This window comes from Verrucosispora sp. SN26_14.1, from assembly GCF_004307965.1.
GTDB lineage: Bacteria > Actinomycetota > Actinomycetes > Mycobacteriales > Micromonosporaceae > Micromonospora.
Genome location: NZ_SISL01000072.1, coordinates 1 through 18,852 on the forward strand (window position 1 = coordinate 1; position 18,852 = coordinate 18,852).

18 protein-coding genes and 1 pseudogene are annotated in these 18,852 nt (G+C 73.0%); 13 read left to right on the top strand and 6 right to left on the bottom strand.

The window, feature by feature from the left end:
- On the bottom strand, positions 1-656 hold a 656-nt coding region (locus EYA84_RS09925), incomplete at its 3' end, for an LON peptidase substrate-binding domain-containing protein (RefSeq protein WP_131052742.1).
- 107 nt (positions 657-763) lie between these two features.
- Here EYA84_RS09925 and hisD point away from each other — a divergent pair.
- The 8 genes from hisD (at position 764) to hisF (ending at position 6,691) form a co-directional block, all read left to right on the top strand.
- Entirely contained in the window at positions 764-2,086 is a 1,323-nt protein-coding gene (gene hisD / locus EYA84_RS09930; protein WP_131052743.1) for a histidinol dehydrogenase, read from the top strand.
- Entirely contained in the window at positions 2,083-3,198 is a 1,116-nt protein-coding gene (locus EYA84_RS09935; RefSeq protein ID WP_131052744.1) for a histidinol-phosphate transaminase, read from the top strand. The genes hisD and EYA84_RS09935 overlap by 4 nt, the downstream gene beginning before the upstream one ends.
- On the top strand, positions 3,195-3,806 hold the full coding sequence (hisB, locus tag EYA84_RS09940; protein WP_131052745.1) for an imidazoleglycerol-phosphate dehydratase HisB: 612 nt from the start codon (positions 3,195-3,197) through the stop codon (positions 3,804-3,806). Before EYA84_RS09935 ends, hisB begins: the two co-directional genes overlap by 4 nt.
- 34 nt (positions 3,807-3,840) lie before the next feature.
- Positions 3,841-4,011 (top strand): hypothetical protein, encoded by a 171-nt coding sequence (locus EYA84_RS32950; protein WP_162854348.1) that lies wholly within the window; start codon positions 3,841-3,843, stop codon positions 4,009-4,011.
- 8 nt (positions 4,012-4,019) lie between these two features.
- On the top strand, positions 4,020-4,685 hold the full coding sequence (hisH, locus tag EYA84_RS09945) for an imidazole glycerol phosphate synthase subunit HisH (RefSeq protein ID WP_236145687.1): 666 nt from the start codon (positions 4,020-4,022) through the stop codon (positions 4,683-4,685).
- Between the two features lie 51 nt (positions 4,686-4,736).
- A complete protein-coding gene (locus EYA84_RS09950; protein WP_131052746.1) occupies positions 4,737-5,060 on the top strand; it encodes a hypothetical protein in 324 nt (107 codons plus the stop codon).
- 19 nt (positions 5,061-5,079) lie between these two features.
- Entirely contained in the window at positions 5,080-5,805 is a 726-nt protein-coding gene (priA, locus tag EYA84_RS09955; protein ID WP_131052747.1) for a bifunctional 1-(5-phosphoribosyl)-5-((5-phosphoribosylamino)methylideneamino)imidazole-4-carboxamide isomerase/phosphoribosylanthranilate isomerase PriA, read from the top strand.
- 118 nt (positions 5,806-5,923) lie between these two features.
- Positions 5,924-6,691, top strand: a complete 768-nt coding sequence (gene hisF, locus EYA84_RS09960) for an imidazole glycerol phosphate synthase subunit HisF (RefSeq protein WP_131052748.1) — start codon at positions 5,924-5,926, stop codon at positions 6,689-6,691.
- 9 nt (positions 6,692-6,700) lie between these two features.
- On the opposite strand, the gene EYA84_RS09965 is transcribed toward hisF, so the two are convergent.
- On the bottom strand, positions 6,701-7,162 hold the full coding sequence (locus EYA84_RS09965; protein WP_131052749.1) for a hypothetical protein: 462 nt from the start codon (positions 7,160-7,162) through the stop codon (positions 6,701-6,703).
- Between the two features lie 141 nt (positions 7,163-7,303).
- Positions 7,304-7,948, bottom strand: a complete 645-nt coding sequence (locus EYA84_RS09970; RefSeq protein WP_131052750.1) for a YitT family protein — start codon at positions 7,946-7,948, stop codon at positions 7,304-7,306.
- Positions 7,949-8,006: 58 nt separating this feature from the next.
- Here EYA84_RS09970 and EYA84_RS09975 point away from each other — a divergent pair, with 58 nt between their 5' ends.
- Together EYA84_RS09975 and EYA84_RS09980 are read left to right on the top strand one after the other, a co-directional pair.
- Positions 8,007-9,464, top strand: a complete 1,458-nt coding sequence (locus tag EYA84_RS09975; protein ID WP_131052751.1) for a PLP-dependent aminotransferase family protein — start codon at positions 8,007-8,009, stop codon at positions 9,462-9,464.
- 71 nt (positions 9,465-9,535) lie between these two features.
- Positions 9,536-10,846, top strand: a complete 1,311-nt coding sequence (locus EYA84_RS09980) for a low temperature requirement protein A (protein ID WP_343232765.1) — start codon at positions 9,536-9,538, stop codon at positions 10,844-10,846.
- 72 nt (positions 10,847-10,918) lie between these two features.
- On the opposite strand, the gene EYA84_RS09985 is transcribed toward EYA84_RS09980, so the two are convergent.
- From EYA84_RS09985 to EYA84_RS09995, 3 genes are all read right to left on the bottom strand, one after another.
- Entirely contained in the window at positions 10,919-12,742 is a 1,824-nt protein-coding gene (locus EYA84_RS09985) for a long-chain fatty acid--CoA ligase (RefSeq protein ID WP_131052752.1), read from the bottom strand.
- A 138-nt stretch (positions 12,743-12,880) separates the two neighbouring features.
- The gene (locus tag EYA84_RS09990) at positions 12,881-13,819 is read right to left on the bottom strand and encodes a terpene synthase (protein WP_131052753.1); all 939 of its coding nucleotides are present in this window, start codon (positions 13,817-13,819) and stop codon (positions 12,881-12,883) included.
- A 124-nt stretch (positions 13,820-13,943) separates the two neighbouring features.
- Entirely contained in the window at positions 13,944-14,573 is a 630-nt protein-coding gene (locus EYA84_RS09995; protein WP_131052754.1) for a TIGR03085 family metal-binding protein, read from the bottom strand.
- A gap of 147 nt (positions 14,574-14,720) precedes the next feature.
- Between EYA84_RS09995 and EYA84_RS10000 the strand changes: the two genes are divergently transcribed.
- From EYA84_RS10000 to EYA84_RS10010, 3 genes and pseudogenes are all read left to right on the top strand, one after another.
- Positions 14,721-16,589 carry an ABC transporter ATP-binding protein gene (locus EYA84_RS10000; RefSeq protein ID WP_236145689.1) on the top strand — a complete coding sequence of 623 codons (1,869 nt, stop codon included), beginning with the start codon at positions 14,721-14,723 and terminating at the stop codon, positions 16,587-16,589.
- A gap of 115 nt (positions 16,590-16,704) precedes the next feature.
- Positions 16,705-18,489 (top strand): ABC transporter ATP-binding protein, encoded by a 1,785-nt coding sequence (locus EYA84_RS10005; RefSeq protein ID WP_236145690.1) that lies wholly within the window; start codon positions 16,705-16,707, stop codon positions 18,487-18,489.
- Positions 18,490-18,628: 139 nt separating this feature from the next.
- A pseudogene (locus EYA84_RS10010) lies at positions 18,629-18,852 on the top strand (DUF2470 domain-containing protein); the annotation flags it as partial.

The following is an 18,852-nucleotide window of genomic DNA, read 5'->3' on the forward strand; positions in this document are numbered from 1 at the left end:
GGCACCGCCCGCACCTGGCGCAGCAGAGCCGCCTCGCGGTTGAGCAGCCGCAGTTCGGCGCGGAGCCGGGCGGCGGTGTCGTCGATCGCCAGCAGCCGCTGCCGGTCGGCCACGGTCAGCGCGGCGGTCGCGGCCACCAGGTGGGAGAGCACCGTCGGATCCTCGGGCAGTTGCTCGCTGAGCTGCTCGGGCTCGGCCCGCATCAGGCCGAGGTACTGCCGGAACACGGCGGTGACCCGGGCCGCGAGCTGCGCGGCTGCCTCGTCCGGGCCGCTCGGCTCGGGTAGCCACTGCACTTCGGCGGTCAGGTACGGCGCGGAAGTGGAGTCGATCTCGATGACCCGGAACCGTCGCCGGCCCACCGTGACGATGTCGAATCCGCCGTCGGTCAACTCGGCGACCTCCCGCAGGTCGGCGGTGCACCCCACCTCGTGCAGGGTCACCTCGCCGGTGCCCGGGGTGATCCGGTCGGGTCCGGGAGCGACCTCCCAGCCGCTGCGGATCGCCACCACACCGAACTCCCGGGGCGCATCCGGCGGCAGGTCGACCAGGTGGCGGACCAGCGCGCGGTAGCGCTCCTCGAAGATGTGCAGCGGCAGCACCAGCCCGGGGAAGAGCACCGTGGTGAGCGGGAACAGCGGCAGCCGTGCGGTCACGTGATCGAGCCTAGCCCGACTCGCCGCCACCGGCGTGTCCCGGCTCACCGTCCCGGACAGCGGGCGGCGTCGGTCGGCCCGGTGGCGGGCCGCCTAGACTCGCAGGGGTGTTGAACCGGATCGACCTGCGCGGTGGCGAGCCCGACCCGCGCCACCTGCTGCCCCGTGCCCAACTCGACGTGTCGGTGGCCGTCGAGCGCATCCGCCCGATCGTGACGGCGGTCCGTGAGCATGGCTACCAGGCGGTCCGCGAGGCCAGTGAGCGGTTCGACGGGATCTCCCCGGAGGTGCTCCGGGTGCCGGTCGAGGCGATCGCCGCGGCGGAGGAGACCCTCGACCCGCAGGTCCGCGCCGCGCTGCTGGAGTCCATCCGCCGGACCCGCACGGTTCACGACGACCAGCGGCGCACCGATCACACCACCCACGTGGTGCCGGGCGGCACGGTCACCGAGCGCTGGGTGCCGGTCGACCGGGTCGGTCTCTACGTTCCCGGCGGCCTGGCGATGTACCCGTCGACCGTGGTGATGAACGTGGTGCCCGCGCAGGCGGCCGGAGTCCGGTCGCTGGTGGTGGTCTCGCCGCCGCAGAAGGAGAACGGCGGGCTGCCGGACGCCCGGGTGCTGGCCGCCTGTGCGCTGCTCGGCGTCGACGAGGTCTACGCCGTCGGTGGGGCGCAGGCGGTGGCCATGCTGGCGTACGGCTGCGCGGTGGACGCCGCCGGCAGTGCGCACTGCGCTCCGGTCGACATGATCACCGGGCCCGGCAACATCTTCGTCACCGCCGCCAAGCGGCTGCTGCGCGGCGTGGTGGGCATCGACGCCGAGGCCGGCCCGACCGAGATCGCCATCCTCGCCGACGACACCGCCGACCCGGCGCACGTCGCCGCCGACCTGATCAGCCAGGCCGAGCACGACCCGCTGGCGGCGAGCGTGCTGGTCACCCCCTCGGTGGCGCTGGCCGACGCGGTGGACCGCGAACTGGCCCGGCAGGTGCCGGCGACCAAGCACGCCGACCGGGTCGGCACCGCGCTGGGCGGGGAACAGAGCGGCGTCGTGCTCGTCGACGACCTGGCCGCCGGGCTGCGGGTGGTCGACGCGTACGCGGCAGAGCACCTGGAGATCCAGACCGTCGACGCCCGCGAGTGGGCGATGCGGGTACGCAACGCCGGGGCGATCTTCGTGGGCGCGTACTCGCCGGTGTCGCTGGGTGACTACTGCGCCGGTTCCAACCACGTACTCCCCACCGGCGGCTGCGCCCGGCACTCGTCCGGGCTCTCGGTGCAGTCCTTCCTGCGCGGCATCCACCTGGTGGAGTACACCGAGGAGGCGCTGCGGGAGGTGGCACCGCACGTGGTGGCGCTGGCCACCGCGGAGGACCTGCCCGCGCACGGCGAGGCGGTCTCCGCCCGATTCCGTCAGGAACCCTCATGACCGAGCTGTCCGACCTGCCGATCCGGGACGACCTGCGCGGGCTGTCGCCGTACGGCGCGCCGCAGCTCGACGTGCCGGTGCGGCTGAACACCAACGAGAACTCCTACCCGGTGCCGGAGCCGGTGGTGGAGGCGATCGGCAAGGCCGTCGCCGCCGAGCTGCGGGACCTCAACCGGTACCCGGACCGCGACGCGGTGGCGCTCCGCGCCGACCTGGCCGAGTACGTCGGCCACGGGCTCACCGGCGACGGGGTGTGGGCGGCCAACGGCTCCAACGAGATCCAGCAGCAACTCCTCCAGGCGTTCGGTGGACCGGGGCGGACCGCGCTCGGCTTCACGCCGGCGTACTCGATGCATCCGCTGCTGGCGTTGGGCACCGGCACCCGGTGGGTGCCGGCCCGGCGCGGCGTCGACTTCGGGTTGACCGCCGACGAGGCGGTGGCCCAGATCCGTGAGCACCGGCCCGACGTGGTCTTCCTCTGCTCGCCGAACAACCCCACCGGCACCGCGCTCGACCCGGCGGTGGTCACCGCCGTGCTGGACGCGGCACCGGGCATGGTGGTGGTCGACGAGGCGTACGCGGAGTTCGCCCGGCCGGGGACGGTCAGCGCCCTGGCGGTGCTGCCCGGGCACCCTCGGCTGGTGGTGACCCGGACGATGAGCAAGGCGTTCGGGTTCGCCGGCGGGCGGCTGGGCTACCTGGCAGCCGACCCGGCCGTGGTGGCGGCGGTGCAGCTCGTGCGCCTGCCGTACCACCTCTCGGCGCTCACCCAGGCCGCCGCGCGGGCGGCGCTGGCGCACCGCGAGACGCTGCTCGGCACCGTCACGGAGATCATGCGCCAGCGGGACCGGATCGTCGCCGCGCTGCGCGACCGTGGTCTGCGGGTGGCCGACAGCGACGCCAACTTCGTGCTCTACGAGGTGGGCGGCGACCAGGGCGTGGCGTGGCGCGCGATGCTGGCGCAGGGGGTGCTGGTACGCGACGTCGGCCTGCCGGGCTGGCTGCGGGTCACCGCCGGCACCCCGGCCGAGACCGACGCCTTCCTTGCCGCCGTGGACGAGACCCAGCGCGAGGGCCAGGCCCCGCCGCGACCGAAAGGCACCCCATCATGAGCCGGACCGCCCGGGTGGAGCGGATCACCAAGGAGACCAAGGTCCTGGTGGAGATCGACCTCGACGGCACCGGAGCGGTCGAGATCAGCACCGGGGTCGGTTTCTACGACCACATGCTGCACCAGATCGCCCGGCACGGAGGTTTCGACCTGACCGTGCGGACCGTGGGTGACCTGGAGATCGACGCGCACCACACGATGGAGGACACCGCGTTGGCGCTGGGCGCCGCGTTCGACCAGGCGCTGGGCGACAAGGCCGGCATCCGGCGCTACGGCTCGGCCGTCGTGCCGATGGACGAGGTGCTGGTCCGGGCCGCCGTCGACCTGTCCGGTCGGCCGTACGTGGTGCACGACGAGCCGGCGCTGGCGCCGTACATCGGCCCGGTCTACCCGACCAGCATGACCCGGCACATCTGGGAGTCGTTCGGTCAGGCGGCCCGGATCACGCTGCACGTGGACGTCCTGCGGGCGGCTCGCCCCGGCGGGCACCCGGACGCCCACCACGTGGTGGAGGCGCAGTTCAAGGCGGTCTCCCGGGCGCTGCGTGAGGCGACCGCGCTGGACCCGCGCGCGGCCGGGGCGATCCCGAGCACCAAGGGCGCGCTGTGACCGGCCGGGACGTCACCGGGCGGGGGTGCCGCTGATGGGCGCGGTGCTGCCGACGCTGCTGCTGATCTTCGCCGGGGTGCTGGTGGGCGGAACGCTCTCCCTGCACCGGCAGGGCGCGCCGCGCGGCGCGGTGGTGGTCTGCGGTCTGCTGGCGCTGCTGGCCAGCATCGCCGGTGTGCTGTGGCTGCTGCCGGGGGAGGGATAGTGGCCGACGTGAGCAGTCGCCCTGCCGGTGCCGAGGACGCGCGTCGCCGGGTCGTGGTGCTCGACTACGGGTCGGGCAACCTGCGCTCGGCGGAACGCGCGCTGGCTGCCGCCGGTGCCGACGTGGTGGTCACCGGAGACCTGGCCGCCGCCGCCGACGCCGACGGTCTGGTGGTGCCCGGGGTGGGTGCCTTCGCCGCGTGCATGGCCGGCATCGACGAGGTCGGCGCGGGCCCGGTGATCGCCGAGCGGGTCGCCGCCGGTCGGCCGGTGCTGGGCATCTGCGTGGGTATGCAGATCCTCTTCGAGTCCGGCGACGAGCACGGGGTGGTCACCAAGGGGCTGGGTCTGCTGCCGGGTGGCGTCAGCCGGCTTCCCGCCGCCCGGTTGCCCCACATGGGCTGGAACACCGTGCAGGCGCCGGTCGGTTCGGTGCTCTTCGCCGGCCTGCCGGCCGACAGCCGTTTCTACTTCGTCCACTCGTACGCGGCCGGTGACGTGGCCGCGCTGACCGAGGCCGGCGTCCGGGTGACCACCGCCCACCACGACCGTGACTTCGTCGCGGCGGTGGAACGGGGTGCGCTCTCGGCCGCCCAGTTCCACCCGGAGAAGTCCGCCGACACCGGTGCGGCCCTGCTGCGCAACTGGCTGGCCACGGTGCCCGTCGGTGGCTGACCGGGGCAGCGCCCGGCGGTCGGCGACGACCGGGCGTACGCGGGGGCGCCGGTGAGCAAGGAACGGGCCCGTCGTCGCGCGGTCCGCGAGGCGGAGGCCGCCCGACGTCAGGTGGTCCGGGAACGGGCGATGGCCCGCCGGGCCCGGCGTCGCGCGCTGGTCCGCCGGTTCGTGCCCACCGTCCGCCGGGGGCGCACCGGCCGGTTGCTCCGGTACTCCCGGGGTGAGCGTGCCGCGATCGTGGCGCTGACCCTGGCGGCGGTCGTCCTGATCTGGCTGCTCGTGCCCGACCTGGGGCTGCGGCTGTTGTTGATCGTGTTGTTGTTGCTCGTTCTGCCGGTGATCGTGGTGATCGCCCTGAACCGCCGTTCCTGATCTGGAAGGACCAAGATTCGTGAGCCTCACCCTGTTGCCTGCCGTGGACGTCGCCGACGGCCAGGCCGTCCGACTCGTGCAGGGCGCCGCGGGTAGCGAGACCACCTACGGCGATCCGCTGGAGGCCGCGTTGGCCTGGCAGCAGGACGGCGCCGAGTGGATCCACCTGGTCGACCTCGACGCCGCGTTCGGCCGGGGCTCGAACGCGGCGCTGCTCGCCGAGGTGGTGCGCCGGCTCGACGTACGCGTCGAACTCTCCGGCGGCATCCGCGACGACGCCTCGCTGCGGGCCGCGCTGGCCACCGGCGCCGAGCGGGTGAACATCGGCACCGCGGCGTTGGAGGACCCGGAGTGGTGCGACCGGATCTGCGGCGAGTACGGCGACCGCGTCGCGATCGGTCTGGACGTGCGGGGCCGGACCCTGGCGGCGCGCGGCTGGACCCGCGACGGCGGTGACCTGTACGAGGTGCTGGAGCGGCTGGACAAGGCCGGCGCGTCGCGGTACGTGGTCACCGACATCACCAAGGACGGCACCATGCGTGGCCCGAACCTGGACCTGCTGCGGGCGGTGTGCGGCCGCACCGACGCCCCGGTGATCGCCTCCGGGGGTGTCTCGACCCTGGACGACCTGCGGGCGCTGGCGACGCTGGAGCCGATCGGGGTGGAGGGTGTGATCGCCGGCAAGGCGCTCTACGCCGGCGCGTTCACCGTCGCCCAGGCCCTGGAGACCCTCGCCGAGCGGTAAGGAAGGGCACCTTGTTACCGCCTGCGGTAGAGGAAGGGTCCCCTGCTAACACGTGAGCCGGCCGGGGGCCCGGGTACGGCCGGTCAGCGCACCGGCACCGGGCGATAGGCTTTCCGGCATGACGGTGGCGGTGCGCGTGATCCCCTGTCTCGACGTGGACGCCGGTCGGGTGGTCAAGGGGGTCAACTTCCTCGACCTGCGGGACGCCGGTGACCCGGTCGAGTTGGCGGCGGCGTACGACCGGGCGGGCGCGGACGAGTTGACCTTCCTGGACGTGACCGCCTCGTCCAGCGACCGGGGCACGATGCTCGACGTGGTCCGGCGTACCGCCGAGTCGGTCTTCATCCCGCTGACCGTCGGCGGGGGCGTGCGTGCCGTGGCGGACGTGGACACGCTGCTGCGTGCCGGTGCCGACAAGGTCGGGGTGAACACCGCGGCCATCGCCCGGCCGGAGCTGATCGCCGAGATCGCGGACCGGTTCGGCCGCCAGGTGCTGGTGCTCTCGCTCGACGTGCGGCGGGCACCGGCGGGCACCACCGACAGCGGTTTCGAGGTGACCACGCACGGCGGCCGGCGGGGGACCGGGCTGGACGCGGTGGCGTGGGCCGCGCGCGGCGCCGAACTCGGCGCCGGGGAGATCCTGCTGAACTCGATGGACGCCGACGGCACCAAGGCCGGCTTCGACCTCGAACTCATCGCCGCGGTACGCCGGGTGGTCGACGTGCCGGTGGTGGCCAGCGGTGGCGCGGGCGAGGTGGCGCACTTCCCCCCGGCGATCGGCGCGGGTGCCGACGCGGTCCTCGCGGCGAGCGTCTTCCACTTCGGGGAACTGACCGTCACCGAGGTCAAGGACGCGCTGCGCGGGGCGGGTCACCCCGTCCGCTGACCTGGGTACTCAGCCCCGGCCGGAGTGGCCCTCGGGCGAGCGGCGGGGCATCGGGACGGAGCGGACCAGATATTCCTGGACGGCGGCGGTGTGCTCGGCCTCGTCGAGGTGCCAGTCCGCGGTGCCGGGCGGGTGCCGTCGACTGAGCACGCCCTGGACGGTGTCGACGGTGGTGGCCAGCCCGGCGCTGGGCCGGGTACGCCAGAGCCGCTCCCCGTCGGCGGTGATCCGGAACCAGCCGTCGGCGACCTCCACCAGGCCGGCGCCGAGCAGCCGGCGGATCGCTCCCTCGATGTCGTGTCGCTCGGGGAGCGTCCGGTCGAGGTGGTCGGCGGTGGAGATCACGTCGGCCAGGCGTACGCCCTCGGGCCTGCGGGTTGTCGGGGAACGCCGGTGCCTCCCCGCGCCGCTGGCGATCACCAACGAGACGAAGATCCACGCGTCGGTCCGTCGCCAGGCGTTCTCCCCCATGTGGAGATTCTGCCGTCAGCGCGGCGGGAAGGAAACACCACCCGACCCACTGCGACTCTGAGTCACCTGTCGATTGCCGAGGGTTGATGTCGCGGGCGGGTCGCCGGAGCGGCCGGTACGCGGGGTGGCGCGGCGACGTCGTCAGGTGGCGGGCGCGGTCCCGACCGGGGCGGGGCCCGGCTCGGGGGTGTCGAAGACCGGCAGGAAGAACTGCGCGAGGGGCCCGATGGTCAGCGCGTACGCGACGGTGCCGAGACCGACCGTCCCGCCGAGCAGCCAGCCCACGGCGAGTACGGCGATCTCGATGGCGGTGCGGACCAGGCGTAGCGACCAGCCGGGCCGGCGGGCGGCGAGACCCGTCATCAGCCCGTCGCGGGGGCCGGGGCCGAGCCGGGCACCGAGGTAGAGGGCGGTGGCGATGCCGTTGCCGACGATGCCGGCCACCAGCAGCGCGACGCGCACCGGCAGCGGCCCACCGGTGGGCAGCAGGGCCAGCGTCGCGTCGACGGCCAGGCCGATCACCACCACGTTGGCCACGGTGCCGATGCCGGGGCGCTGCCGCAGCGGGATCCAGGTCAGCAGCACCAGGGCGCCCACCAGGATGACCGTGGTGCCCATGGTCAGCCCGGTCAGCCGGGAGAGGCCCTGGTGGAACACGTCCCAGGGGTTCAGGCCCAGCTCGGAACGGATCATCAGCGCCATGCTGAAGCCGTAGAGGACGAGGCCGACGTGCAGTTGGGTCAGTCGCCGGACCGGCCGGTGGCGGAGGTTGCCAATCAGGGTCACGCGTGCCACTCTAGGGGCCAATCTGGGCGCGCATAGAGCCAATTTTCGGGGAGTGGCCATGGCGAGTCAGGTGCGTGGAGCGCAATTGGCCCGACTGCTCGGCCAGTGGCATGCGCTGCCCGGTCGGCGGCGCAGTCCCGACTACGCCGCGCTGGCCGGCGCGGTACGTGGCCTGCTCGCTGACGGGCGGCTGCCACTGGGCGTACGCCTGCCGGCGGAACGGGACCTGGCCGAGGCGCTGCGGATCAGCCGGACCACCGTCACCGCCGCGTACCGCGAACTGCGTGACAGCGGGCACCTGTCCAGCCGCCGGGGTGCGGGAAGCTGGACCCGGCTGCCTGGCACACACCGGGTGGCGCCGAACGGTCTCTGGACCCCGCTCGACGACCGGGACATGATCGACCTGGGGGTGGCGGCGCTGGCCGCCCCGCCGGAGCTGCTGCCGGCAGCCCAGGCCGCGACCGAGGACCTGCCCCGCTACCTCGGCGGGGCCGGCTACCACCCGACCGGCATCATCGAGCTGCGGGAGGCGGTGGCCCAGGGTTACACCGACCGGGGGCTGCCCACCTCACCCGACCAGATCATGGTCACCAACGGCACCCAGCACGCCCTGGACCTGGTGCTCCGGCTGGCCCTGGCGCCGGGCAGCGGGGTGCTGGTCGAGTCACCGAGCTACCCCAACGCGCTGGCCGCACTGGCCGCCCGACGGGCCCGGATCACCACCCACGGACTGGCCGCCGACGCCACCGGCTGGGACGCCGACCTGATGCTCGGCTCGCTGCGGCAGGTACGCCCCCGGGTGGCCTACCTGATCCCGGACTTCCAGAACCCGACCGGGCATCTGATGGAGGCGGACCTGCGCGAGCGTCTGGTCTCCACCGCCCACGCCGTCGGCACCGACCTGGTGATCGACGAGTCCTTCGTGGACCTGCCGCTGGACGGCACCGTGCTGCCGCCGCCGACCGCGAGCTTCGACCGGCACTCCCGGGTGGTCAGCATTGGCGGCATGAGCAAGCCCTTCTGGGGCGGTCTGCGGATCGGCTGGATCCGGGCCTCCGCGCCGCAGGTGCAGCGGCTGGCCGCAGCCCGGGTCGGCGTCGACATGTCCAGCCCGGTGCTCGACCAACTCGTCGCCGTGCACCTGCTGGCCGCCGCGCCGGGCATCGTCGCCGCCCGGCGTACGCAACTGGCGGTGCAACGGGACGCGTTGCTCGGTGCGCTGGCCGACCGGCTGCCGGAGTGGCGGGTCACCGTGCCGCGCGGCGGCGTGACGCTCTGGGCCGAGCTGGACGGCCCGATCTCCAGCGCGCTGGCGCGGGCGACCGAGGAGGTCGGCGTACGCCTGGCGCCCGGACCCCGGTTCGGCCTGGACGGCACGTTGGAACGCTTCCTGCGGCTGCCCTTCACCCTGCCCGCCGGCGACCTGGTCGAGGCGGTGGGTCGGATCGCCGCGGTCCGCTACGACCTGGACCGGACCGGGCTGCCCCGGTGGCGGGAGCCGAGCGTCATCGCCTGACCGGGGTCGCGCCGGAGCCGATCCGGCTGATCCACCTCGCCCGCCGGTCGACGGCGGGCAGACTTGCCGGGGTGGACGGACTCCGGGGGGTGCGGTGGTCGCGTGGGGTGCGACCGGGTGCACCCGGGTCGCGCGCCACCCGCCTGGAACTCTTCTACGACCTGGTCTTCGTCTTCGCCTTCATCCAGGTCACCACGCTCACCGCCGACAACTTCACGCCGCGCGGCCTGCTCCAGTGCGTGGTCGTGCTGGTGCTGCTCTGGTGGGCCTGGACCGGCTTCGCGGTGATCGGCAACCTGGTCCGTACCGACCAGGGGGTGCTGCCCTTCGTGGCGTTCGCCACCATGGGCGGGGCCCTGGTCTTCGCGCTCGCCATGCCGCAGGCGTTCAGCAGCACGGCCGGCGGGCTGTCCGGGCCGTTGGTCTTCGCGATCTGCTACTTCCTGGTCCGGGTCGTCCAGGTGGGTGTCCTGGGCTGGCTGGCCCGGGGCGACCCCGAGCTGCGTCGCCGCTTCCTGGCCGCGATGGGACGGGCGGCAGTGGTCGGCACGCTGGTGCTGGCCGCCGCGCTGCTGCCCCAGCGACTGGCCGACGAGGCGGGCGAGATCGGGCTGCGGCTGCTGTTCTGGATCGCGGCGATCGTCGTCGAGTACGGGGCGGCGGTGGCGCTGGGCAGCAGCAACTGGACGCTGCTCTCGGCCGGGCACTGGGCCGAGCGGCACGCCCTGATCGTGCTGGTGGCGCTCGGCGAGACGATCATCGCGTTGGGGCTCGGCGCCCACTTCGTCGTCGATACGCCACTGACCTGGCTGGTGATCCTCTCGGGGATGCTCGCGGTGGCGGTGGTCGCCGCGCTCTGGTGGTCGTACTTCGACACGTTGGCGCTGGCACTGGAACAGGTGCTGCACCGCACCCGGGATCCACGGGCCCGCTCGGCGTTGGCCCGCGACGCTTACACCTACCTGCACCTGCCGCTGGTCGCCGGCCCGATCCTGTTCGCGCTCGGGCTCAAGCGGGTGCTCACCGGTGCCGCCGAGCCGGCCACCTCGGCCGGGAGCCTGTTGCCCGCTGGTGAGTTGCTGGTGCTGCACGGTGGCGTGGCGCTCTATCTGGTGACGCTGGTGGCGCTGGGCTGGCGGGTCCTGCGCACGCTGCGGTGGCCGACCGTCGGCGGCGTGTGCCTGCTGGTGCTGCTGCTGCCGGTCGCCGCCCAGGTGCCGGAACTGGTCACTCTGACGTTGCTCACCGTGGTCGTGCTGGCGATGACGGTGGTGCAGACGCTGACCGACGCGCCGCTGCGCCGCCAGGTCCGGGAGGTGGCGATGGCCGAGCAACTCGCCGCCGAGGCCGAGCAGACCACCTGGCGGGGACGCCACCTGTGAGCGGGTACGCCTCGGCCCCGCGTCCGGGAACGGGCGCGGGGCCGATGTCGTGTACGCCGGTGTCGACGACCGTCAGATCTCGGCGACCGTGCCCGCGTACATCTTGTCGATCTCGGTGGAGAAGTTGCTCTCCACGCCCCGCCGCTTGATCTTGAGTGACGGGGTGATCTCGCCGTCCTCGATGGTCAGATCGCGCGGCAGGATGGTGACCTTCTTGATCGTCTCCCAGCGGTTGAGCTTGGTGTTGAGCTCGGCCACGTACTGCTCGACCATGGCCTTCGCCTCGGGCGAGGAGACGATCTCGGCGTACGGGCGGCCCTGGAGCGGGGTGCCCGCGGCCCAGCCGGCGATGGCGTCCGGGTCCAGCGTGACCAGCAGCGTGCAGAAGTTGCGGGCCTGCGCGATGACCACCGCCTGCGAGGTGTACGGGCAGGTGGCCTTGAACATGCCCTCGATGTGCGACGGCGCGATGTACTTGCCGCCGGACGTCTTGACCAGGTCCTTCTTCCGGTCGGTGATGCGCAGGTAGCCGTCGGCGTCGAGGCTGCCGATGTCACCGGTCCGGAAGAAGCCGTCCTCGGTGAAGACGGCGGCGGTCTCCTCCGGCAGGTTGTGGTAGCCGCGCATGACCGGCCGACCCTTAATCAGGATCTCGCCGTCGCTGTCGATGCGGCACTCCAGGTCGCCCATGGCCTTGCCGACCGTGCCGATCCGGAACGCGCCGGGCGGGTTGACGAAGTTGCCGGCGCTGCTCTCGGTCAGCCCGTACCCCTCGCTGATCGGCAGGTTCGCCGCGGCGAAGAACGTGGCGATCTCCGGGCTGAGCGGGGCGGCGCCGGAGACCAGCACCCGGATCCGCCCGCCGAGGCGAGCCTGGAGCTTGCTGAAGACCAGCTTCTCGGCCACCGCGTACTTGAGCTTCAACCCACCCGGCACCGGCTTGCCGGCCTGGTCGAGGGCGACCTTCTCCTTGCCGACGCCGACCGCCCAGGCGAAGATCTTCGCCTTCGCGCCGCCGGCGCTCTGCGCGGTGGTCACCGACTTGTTGTAGACCTTCTCGAAGACCCGGGGCGCGCCGCACATCAGCGTCGGGCGGACCACCGAGAGCAGTTCGACGAGCTTGTCGACCCGCCCGTCCACGTACGTCGGCATGCCGACGTGGGTGGAGCCGCAGAGCAGCGTCTTGCCGAACGAGTGCGACAGCGGCAGCCAGAGGTACTGGAGGTCGTCCTCGCGCAGCAGGCCGACCGCCTCCTGCGCCACGCCCTCCCAGCACCATCCGCCGTGCAGCAGCTCGACGCCCTTGGGGCGGCCGGTGGTGCCGGAGGTGTAGATCAGCGTGGCCAGGTGCTCGGGCCCGATGCCGGCCACGATGCGGTCGACCAGCTCGGGGTCCTCGGCGAGCCGCTGGGCGCCCTGCTCCTCCAACTGGGCGAGGGTCAGTTGGGGCACCGCCGCCGCCGGGTCGGGCTCGCCGTCGAAGAGGACCACGTGGGTCAGCGCGGGCAGGTCCGCGCCGGCGATCTTGGCCGCCTGGGACGGGTCCTCGGCGAAGAGCACCTTGGAGGCGGAGTCGGCGAGGATGTAGGTGGCGTCCTGCGGCTCGGTCGTCGGATAGACCGTGGTCGTCGCGCCGCTGGCGCACATGATGCCGAAGTCGGCGATCACCCAGTCGAGCCGGGTGTTCGCCAGGATCGCCACCGGGTCCTCCTGGCCGACGCCCAGGCCGTGCAGGCCGGCGGCGACCGCCTTCGCCCGCGCGGAGACCTGCGTCCAGGTCAGCCAGACCGGCGTGTTGTCCGGACCGGGGTGGGCGAAAGCGTGGCGGTCGGGGGTAGCCGCCACGCGCTTGAGGAACATGTCAGGAATGGAACGGTACGGTACATCGAGAGCCATCGCTGTAGCCGCCTTCGGGGGTGGAGGCGTGACGGTCGTCACGTCGGTGTTCGTTACCGAAGGGTATTGCCTGCGCCGGGGCATCGGCTAGCCCTGACGATCATCGCCGCCCCCGCATCGGGCGCGGACGGCGTCGTGCTATGCGTACCGCTCGGCGGCCCGGGACCAGTCGTAGGTGGCCCGGATCCAGTTGCGGCGCGCCGCGAGTGCCGGCCGGACCGCGTCGCCGTGGCTGGTCAGCAAACCGTTCTCGGCGGTCAGGTACGCGCTCAGCCCGGCGTTGAAACGCTCCGCGGCGGCCCGCAGTGCCGCCGACTCGTCGCCGGTCTCCCCGGTCAGCACCGTGACCAGGTTGTGCGCGTCCGGGCCGTCCCGGTTCTCCTTGCCGTAGGAGAAGACGTCGTTGCACCAGCAGACCAGGTCGGCGGCGAGCAGGTCCAACTCGGCCCAGTCGGGATCGGCCCGCTGGTCGGCCGGCGGGAAACCGTCCAGGGCCAGATCGGTCAGCGTGATGCTGGGATAGACGCCACCGGTGTGCCGGCGCATCTGGACGTACTCGTCGACCGGCGGCACCCGGCCGTGTTCGCGGTTGGCCGCCTCCCACAACAGGGCGAGCAGGTAGCCCCGCATGGCCGCGGTGAAGTGCAGCAGCACCGCCGGGCGCCGGTGGGCCCGGACGCGCCGACACAGGTCGGCCAGCGCGAGCCCGAGGGGGCCGGCCGTGCCGGACGTCGCCTCCGTCGACGTGCCCTGGCGGTCCAGGACGTCGAGCAGCGCGGCCACGGTCGGTGCGAGTCGGGTCGGGTCGCTGCCCAGGCCGTCCTCGTCGCAGGCGTCGTCCATCACGAACAGCCAGGAGATCAGGTCCGCCAGCAGCCGCAGGCCGTCCAGCGACGCCTCCGGGCAGGCTCGTCCGGCCAGCCCGGCCGCGTCCGCCCGGCGTAGTCGTTGCCCGTTACTGATCAGGCCCAGGTGGTGCGCCCAGTCGGTGCTCTCTTGGGCGACCTGCTCGGTGTGGTGATGCCGGGCGCCGGAGAACGGGGGCTCCCGCAGGGCCGAGACCGCAAAGCTTCGCATTGGGCTCCCTGTCGCGCCGCTTCCCCACGAGGCGGCGCGGCCAGCGTACGGGAGCAGTGCGAAGGGCCGAACGATCGGACAAATAACGTTTCGGATATCGCCGTGACCGGTTCCGCACAGACGGTTAGAAGCCCAGGTTGGCGCTGCGGAGCCGTTGCGCCGACTCGGCACCGCCCTCGACCTCCACCCGCGCCGCCTGCTGCCGGCCGCTCAGGAACAGCACCAGTTCGCCCGGCGCGCCGATCAGCCCCAGTTCCTCGCCGCCCTGACCGGCGGTCACCTCACCGTGCCCGGGTGCCCGCACGGCCACCCGGGCCGGGAACCGGCGCAGGGCCATCCGGGCCAGGGTGGAGGCGCGCCGCCACAACGACTGCTCCAGGCCGGTCGGCAACGCGCGGGGCTGCCACTCGGGCTGGGCCCGGCGGACGTCCTCGTGGTGGATGAAGAACTCCATCGTGTTGGCCAGCTCGTCGGTGAGCGGGTTGCTCACCGGGCTCCACACCGGTGGCCGGCGTACCTGGTCCAGCAGGTCGGCCCAGTCGAGTGCGGCGATCTCGCGCCGGACGCGCTCGGAGTAGTCGCGCAGCGGCCCGATCAGGATGCCGGCGGCGGCGTCCGGCCGCCGTTCCCGCACCACCAGGTGCGCGGCCAGATCACGGGTGGTCCAGCCCTCGTTGAGCGTCGGGGCGTCCGGACCCAGGGTCGACATCAGGTCGGTGAGCGCCTCGCGCTCCGACCGGGCGTAGCGCGGCATGTGGTGATCGTAGGCCGAGCGCGGCCGGTCCGCCCGGTTCGTGCCGGCTCGCGAGGTGACGTCAGACATATCGCAGCGGGTCGGCGGGATCGGCGTGCTGCGGTAAGGATGAGGGAGGATTGTGGCGGCTTACGGCGGGGGAGATACGTGGCGAGCGGGACTAGTCGGGAGGTGCTCGGTCGCGGGCTGGCCGTCCTGGGGCGGGCCATCCGGGAACAGCCGAGGATCTTCGCGGTGGCGGTCAGCGGCAGTGTGCTGTTCGGCGTGATGGTGGTGGGCAGCGCGTTCGTGATCGGCGCGGTGGTCGGCGACGTGGTGGTGCCGGCCATCGAGCGCGGTGCGGTCGGCGTCGGCGGGCTGGCCCTGGCCGCCGCCGCGCTGCTCGGGATCAGCGTGCTGCGGGTGGTCGGCATCTTCGGCCGGCGGCTCGGCGCGGGATACATGCAGTACCGCCTCCAGGCCGACTACCGCCGCCGGGTCACCCGCCGATATCTGGAACTGCCGCTGGCCTGGCACCACCGCAACGCCACCGGCACCCTGCTGTCCAACGCGAACTCCGACGTCGAGGCCGCCTGGCACCCGATCGCGCCGCTGCCGTTCGCGGTCGGCACGCTGGTGATGCTGGTCGGCGCCGTGGCGTCGCTGTTCTTCACCGACTGGGCGCTGGCCCTGGTCGGGCTGGCCGTGTTCCCGGCGCTGTTCGCGCTCAACGTTGCCTACTCCCGCCGGATGGCACCGCGTCAGGCCCGTGCGCAGCGGCTGCGTGCCGAGGTCAGCGAGATCGCGCACGAGAGCTTCGACGGCGCGCTGGTGGTCAAGACGATGGGTCGGGAGGCCCAGGAGACCGACCGGTTCGCGGCCCGCGCCGGCCAACTCCGCGACGCGCTGATCTCGGTCGGTCGGCTGCGCGGCGTCTTCGACCCGATGCTGGAGACGTTGCCCAGCCTCGGCACACTCGCCGTGCTGGTGGTCGGCGCGTACCGGTTGCAGCAGGGTGCCATCTCGGTCGCCGAGCTGGTCAGCGTCGCCTTCCTCTTCACCGTGCTGGCCTTCCCGGTGCGGGCCATCGGCTGGGTGCTCGCCGAACTGCCGCGCAGCGTGGCCGGGTGGGACCGGGTCCGCCGGGTGCTCGACGCCACCGGCGAGATGCCGTACGGCAACACCCGGCTGGACCCGCGCGCGGAGGCGCCCGCCACGCTCTCCTTCGCCGACGTCACCTTCGCCTACGAACCCGCCGAGGCGCACCTGCCCGGCACCGAGGTGCTCGGCGAGGTCACCTTCACCGTGCCGGCCGGCAAGACCGTGGCCCTGGTCGGGCCGACCGGCTCCGGCAAGTCCACGGTGGCGTCGCTGGCGGTGCGGTTGGTCGACCCCCGCGCCGGGTCCGTACGCCTCGACGACGTGGACGTACGCGAGCTGGCCGCCGATTCGCTGGCCGGCACCGTGGCACTGGTGGCGCAGGTGCCGTTCGTCTTCGACGACACCGTCCGGGCCAACGTCTCGCTGGACCGGGCGGGCGTCGACGACGAGGACGTCTGGGCCGCGTTGCGGCTGGCCGAGGCCGACGGGTTCGTCGCCGCGCTGCCCGACGGGCTCGACACCAGGGTCGGCGAGCGGGGCACCTCGCTCTCCGGCGGGCAGCGGCAGCGGCTCACCCTGGCCCGTGCCCTGGCCGGGCGTCCCCGCCTGCTGGTGCTCGACGACGCCACCAGCGCCGTCGACCCGCGTGTGGAGGCCGCCATCCTGGCCGGGCTGCGCTCCTCCGCGGCGGGCGGTCCCGGCGCGTCGATCCTGGTGGTGGCGTACCGCCGGGCCACCATCGCCCTCGCCGACGAGGTCATCTATCTGGAGCAGGGCCGGGTCGTCGCGCGGGGCACCCACGCCACGCTGCTGGCCACCGTGCCCGGCTACGCCAACCTGGTCACCGCGTACGAGCAGGCCGAGGTCGACCACGAACGGCAACCGACGTACGACGAGGTCACCCCGATGACCTCCGGCCTGGAGGTGGACCGGTGAGCGCGAGGAACGCAGCGCAGCGGAGTCCCGCAGTCGCGAACGAAGAGTGGGCCCGGATGAGCGCGAGGAACGCAGCGCAGCGGAGTCCCGCAGTCGTGAACGAAGGATGGCACCGGTGAGCGCGAGTGTGACGACGGAGGTGCCGGAGCCGGCGGAGTCGACCTGGCGGACGCTGCGCCGGGGGTTGGCGCTGTCGCCGGAGTTGCGGGTCGGTCTGGCCGGGACCCTCGGTCTGGCGCTGGTCTACATGGTCGGCCGGGTGGCCGTGCCGGTGGCGGTGCAGCAGGGCATCGACCGGGGCATCGCCGACGGACTCGACCTGAACGCGTTGTTCGTCGTCGTGGCGGTCACGGCCGCCGTGCTGGTGGTGACCACCGCCTGCGGTTACCTGATGATGCGGCGGCTGTTCACGGTCAGTGAGACGGCGTTGGCCGGGGTCCGGGTGCGGGCGTTCCGGCACGTGCACGACCTGTCGATGCTGCACCAGCAGTCCGAGCGGCGGGGATCGCTGGTCTCCCGGGTCACCAGCGACGTCGACCAGATCACCCAGTTCCTCCAGTGGGGCGGCGTGATCCTGCTGGTGAACCTGGGTCAGTTGGCGGTGACGACGGTGGTGATGCTGGCGTACTCGTGGCAACTGACCCTGGTGGTCTACGCGGCGTTCGTGCCGGCGGTGCTGGTGATCCGGCTGCTCCAGCGTCGGCTCGCCGCCGCGTACGGGGTGGTGCGGCAGCGGACCGGCACGTTGCTGGCGGCGGTCGGTGAGAGCGTGGTCGGCGCGCCGGTGATCCGGGCGTACGGCATCGCCGGTCGGACGGCGCGGCGGCTGGACGAGGCGATCGACAGCCAGCAGCAGGCGCAGCGCAAGGCGATCCGGATCAGCATCCTCGGCAGTTCGGTGGGGGAACTGGCGGCCGGGGTGGCGCTGGCCGGGGTGGTGGTGCTCGGCGTGGTCCTCGGCGCCGACCAGACGTTGAGCATCGGTGCGATCACCGCGTTCCTGTTCCTGGTGACGCTCTTCATCCAGCCGGTGCAGATCGCCACGGAGGTGCTCAACGAGGCGCAGAACGCGATCGCCGGGTGGCGGCGGGTGCTGGACGTGCTGGACGTCTCGCCGGACGTGGCCGACCCGGGTCCGCAGGGGCGGGAGCTGCCCGCCGGGCCGCTGGACATCCGCTTCGCGCAGGTGCGGTACGCCTATCCGGACGGGCCGACGGTGTTGCACGACGTGAGCGTGGAGATCCCGGCGAAGAGCCGGGTCGCGGTGGTGGGCGAGACGGGCAGTGGCAAGACCACCTTCGCCAAGCTGCTCACCCGGTTGATGGACCCGACGGCGGGCGCGGTGCTGCTGTCCGGGGTGGCGTTGACCGACGTGCGTTTCGACTCGTTGCGGTCCCGGGTGGTGATGGTGCCGCAGGACGGCTTCCTGTTCGACGCGTCGGTGGCGGACAACGTGCGGTTCGGCCGTCCCGCGTTGACCGACGAGCAGCTCACCACGGCCTTCAGTGATCTGGGGCTGGCCGACTGGCTGGACGGGTTGCCGGCCGGGCTGGCGACCCGGGTGGGGGAGCGCGGTGAGGCGTTGAGCGTGGGGGAGCGGCAGTTGGTGGCGCTGGCCCGGGCGTACGTGGCCGATCCGGATCTGCTGGTGCTGGACGAGGCGACCAGCGCGGTCGACCCGGCCACCGAGGTGCGCCTGCAACGGACCCTGGACGCGGTGACCCGGGGGCGGACCACGTTGGCGATCGCGCACCGGCTCTCCACCGCGCAGGGCGCCGACGAGGTGATCGTGGTGGACCGGGGTCGGATCGTGCAGCGCGGGCCGCACGAGGAGCTGATCCGGGACCCGGACTCGGTCTACGGCCTGCTCTACGCCTCGTGGCTGGAGCAGACGCGGTAGTGGCCGGTGGGGGCGGCGCGACGGCGGTCGATCGGTCGGGCGGACGCGATGACGGCGGTGGGCGGATCCGGTGGACGTGGCCCGGACGATGCCCTAGTCTTCGGGTTAGGTAAGCCTAACCTTAGAAGGAGGTCGTGCCATGCGGCCGAGCCCTGCCGAGATCGTCCGTACCCTCGTCGCGGGCCGGTTGGCCGGTCTCGTCCACGTGGCCTGCCGGCCCGGTCTGCACCACGTCCGTCACGTCACCGACCGCGACGGCCGGGTGCTGCTGCTGGTGCCGGTGGTCAGCGACCTCACCGCCGCCGTGCGGACCACCGGTCCGGACCGCCCGCTGGCCGTGGCGCTGGACGTGCTGGACCTGCC

What these genes read in the sequence shown, in the direction of transcription:
- hisF (WP_131052748.1), top strand. Translation starts at nt 5,924, where the DNA reads ATGACGGTGGCGGTGCGCGTGATCCCCTGTCTCGACGTGGACGCCGGT.
- hisB (WP_131052745.1), top strand. Translation starts at nt 3,195, where the DNA reads ATGAGCCGGACCGCCCGGGTGGAGCGGATCACCAAGGAGACCAAGGTC.
- EYA84_RS09975 (WP_131052751.1), top strand. Translation starts at nt 8,007, where the DNA reads ATGGCGAGTCAGGTGCGTGGAGCGCAATTGGCCCGACTGCTCGGCCAG.
- EYA84_RS09995 (WP_131052754.1), bottom strand. Translation starts at nt 14,573, where the DNA reads ATGCCGCGCTACGCCCGGTCGGAGCGCGAGGCGCTCACCGACCTGATG.
- EYA84_RS32950 (WP_162854348.1), top strand. Translation starts at nt 3,841, where the DNA reads ATGGGCGCGGTGCTGCCGACGCTGCTGCTGATCTTCGCCGGGGTGCTG.
- EYA84_RS09985 (WP_131052752.1), bottom strand. Translation starts at nt 12,742, where the DNA reads ATGGCTCTCGATGTACCGTACCGTTCCATTCCTGACATGTTCCTCAAG.
- EYA84_RS09935 (WP_131052744.1), top strand. Translation starts at nt 2,083, where the DNA reads ATGACCGAGCTGTCCGACCTGCCGATCCGGGACGACCTGCGCGGGCTG.
- EYA84_RS09990 (WP_131052753.1), bottom strand. Translation starts at nt 13,819, where the DNA reads ATGCGAAGCTTTGCGGTCTCGGCCCTGCGGGAGCCCCCGTTCTCCGGC.
- EYA84_RS09965 (WP_131052749.1), bottom strand. Translation starts at nt 7,162, where the DNA reads ATGGGGGAGAACGCCTGGCGACGGACCGACGCGTGGATCTTCGTCTCG.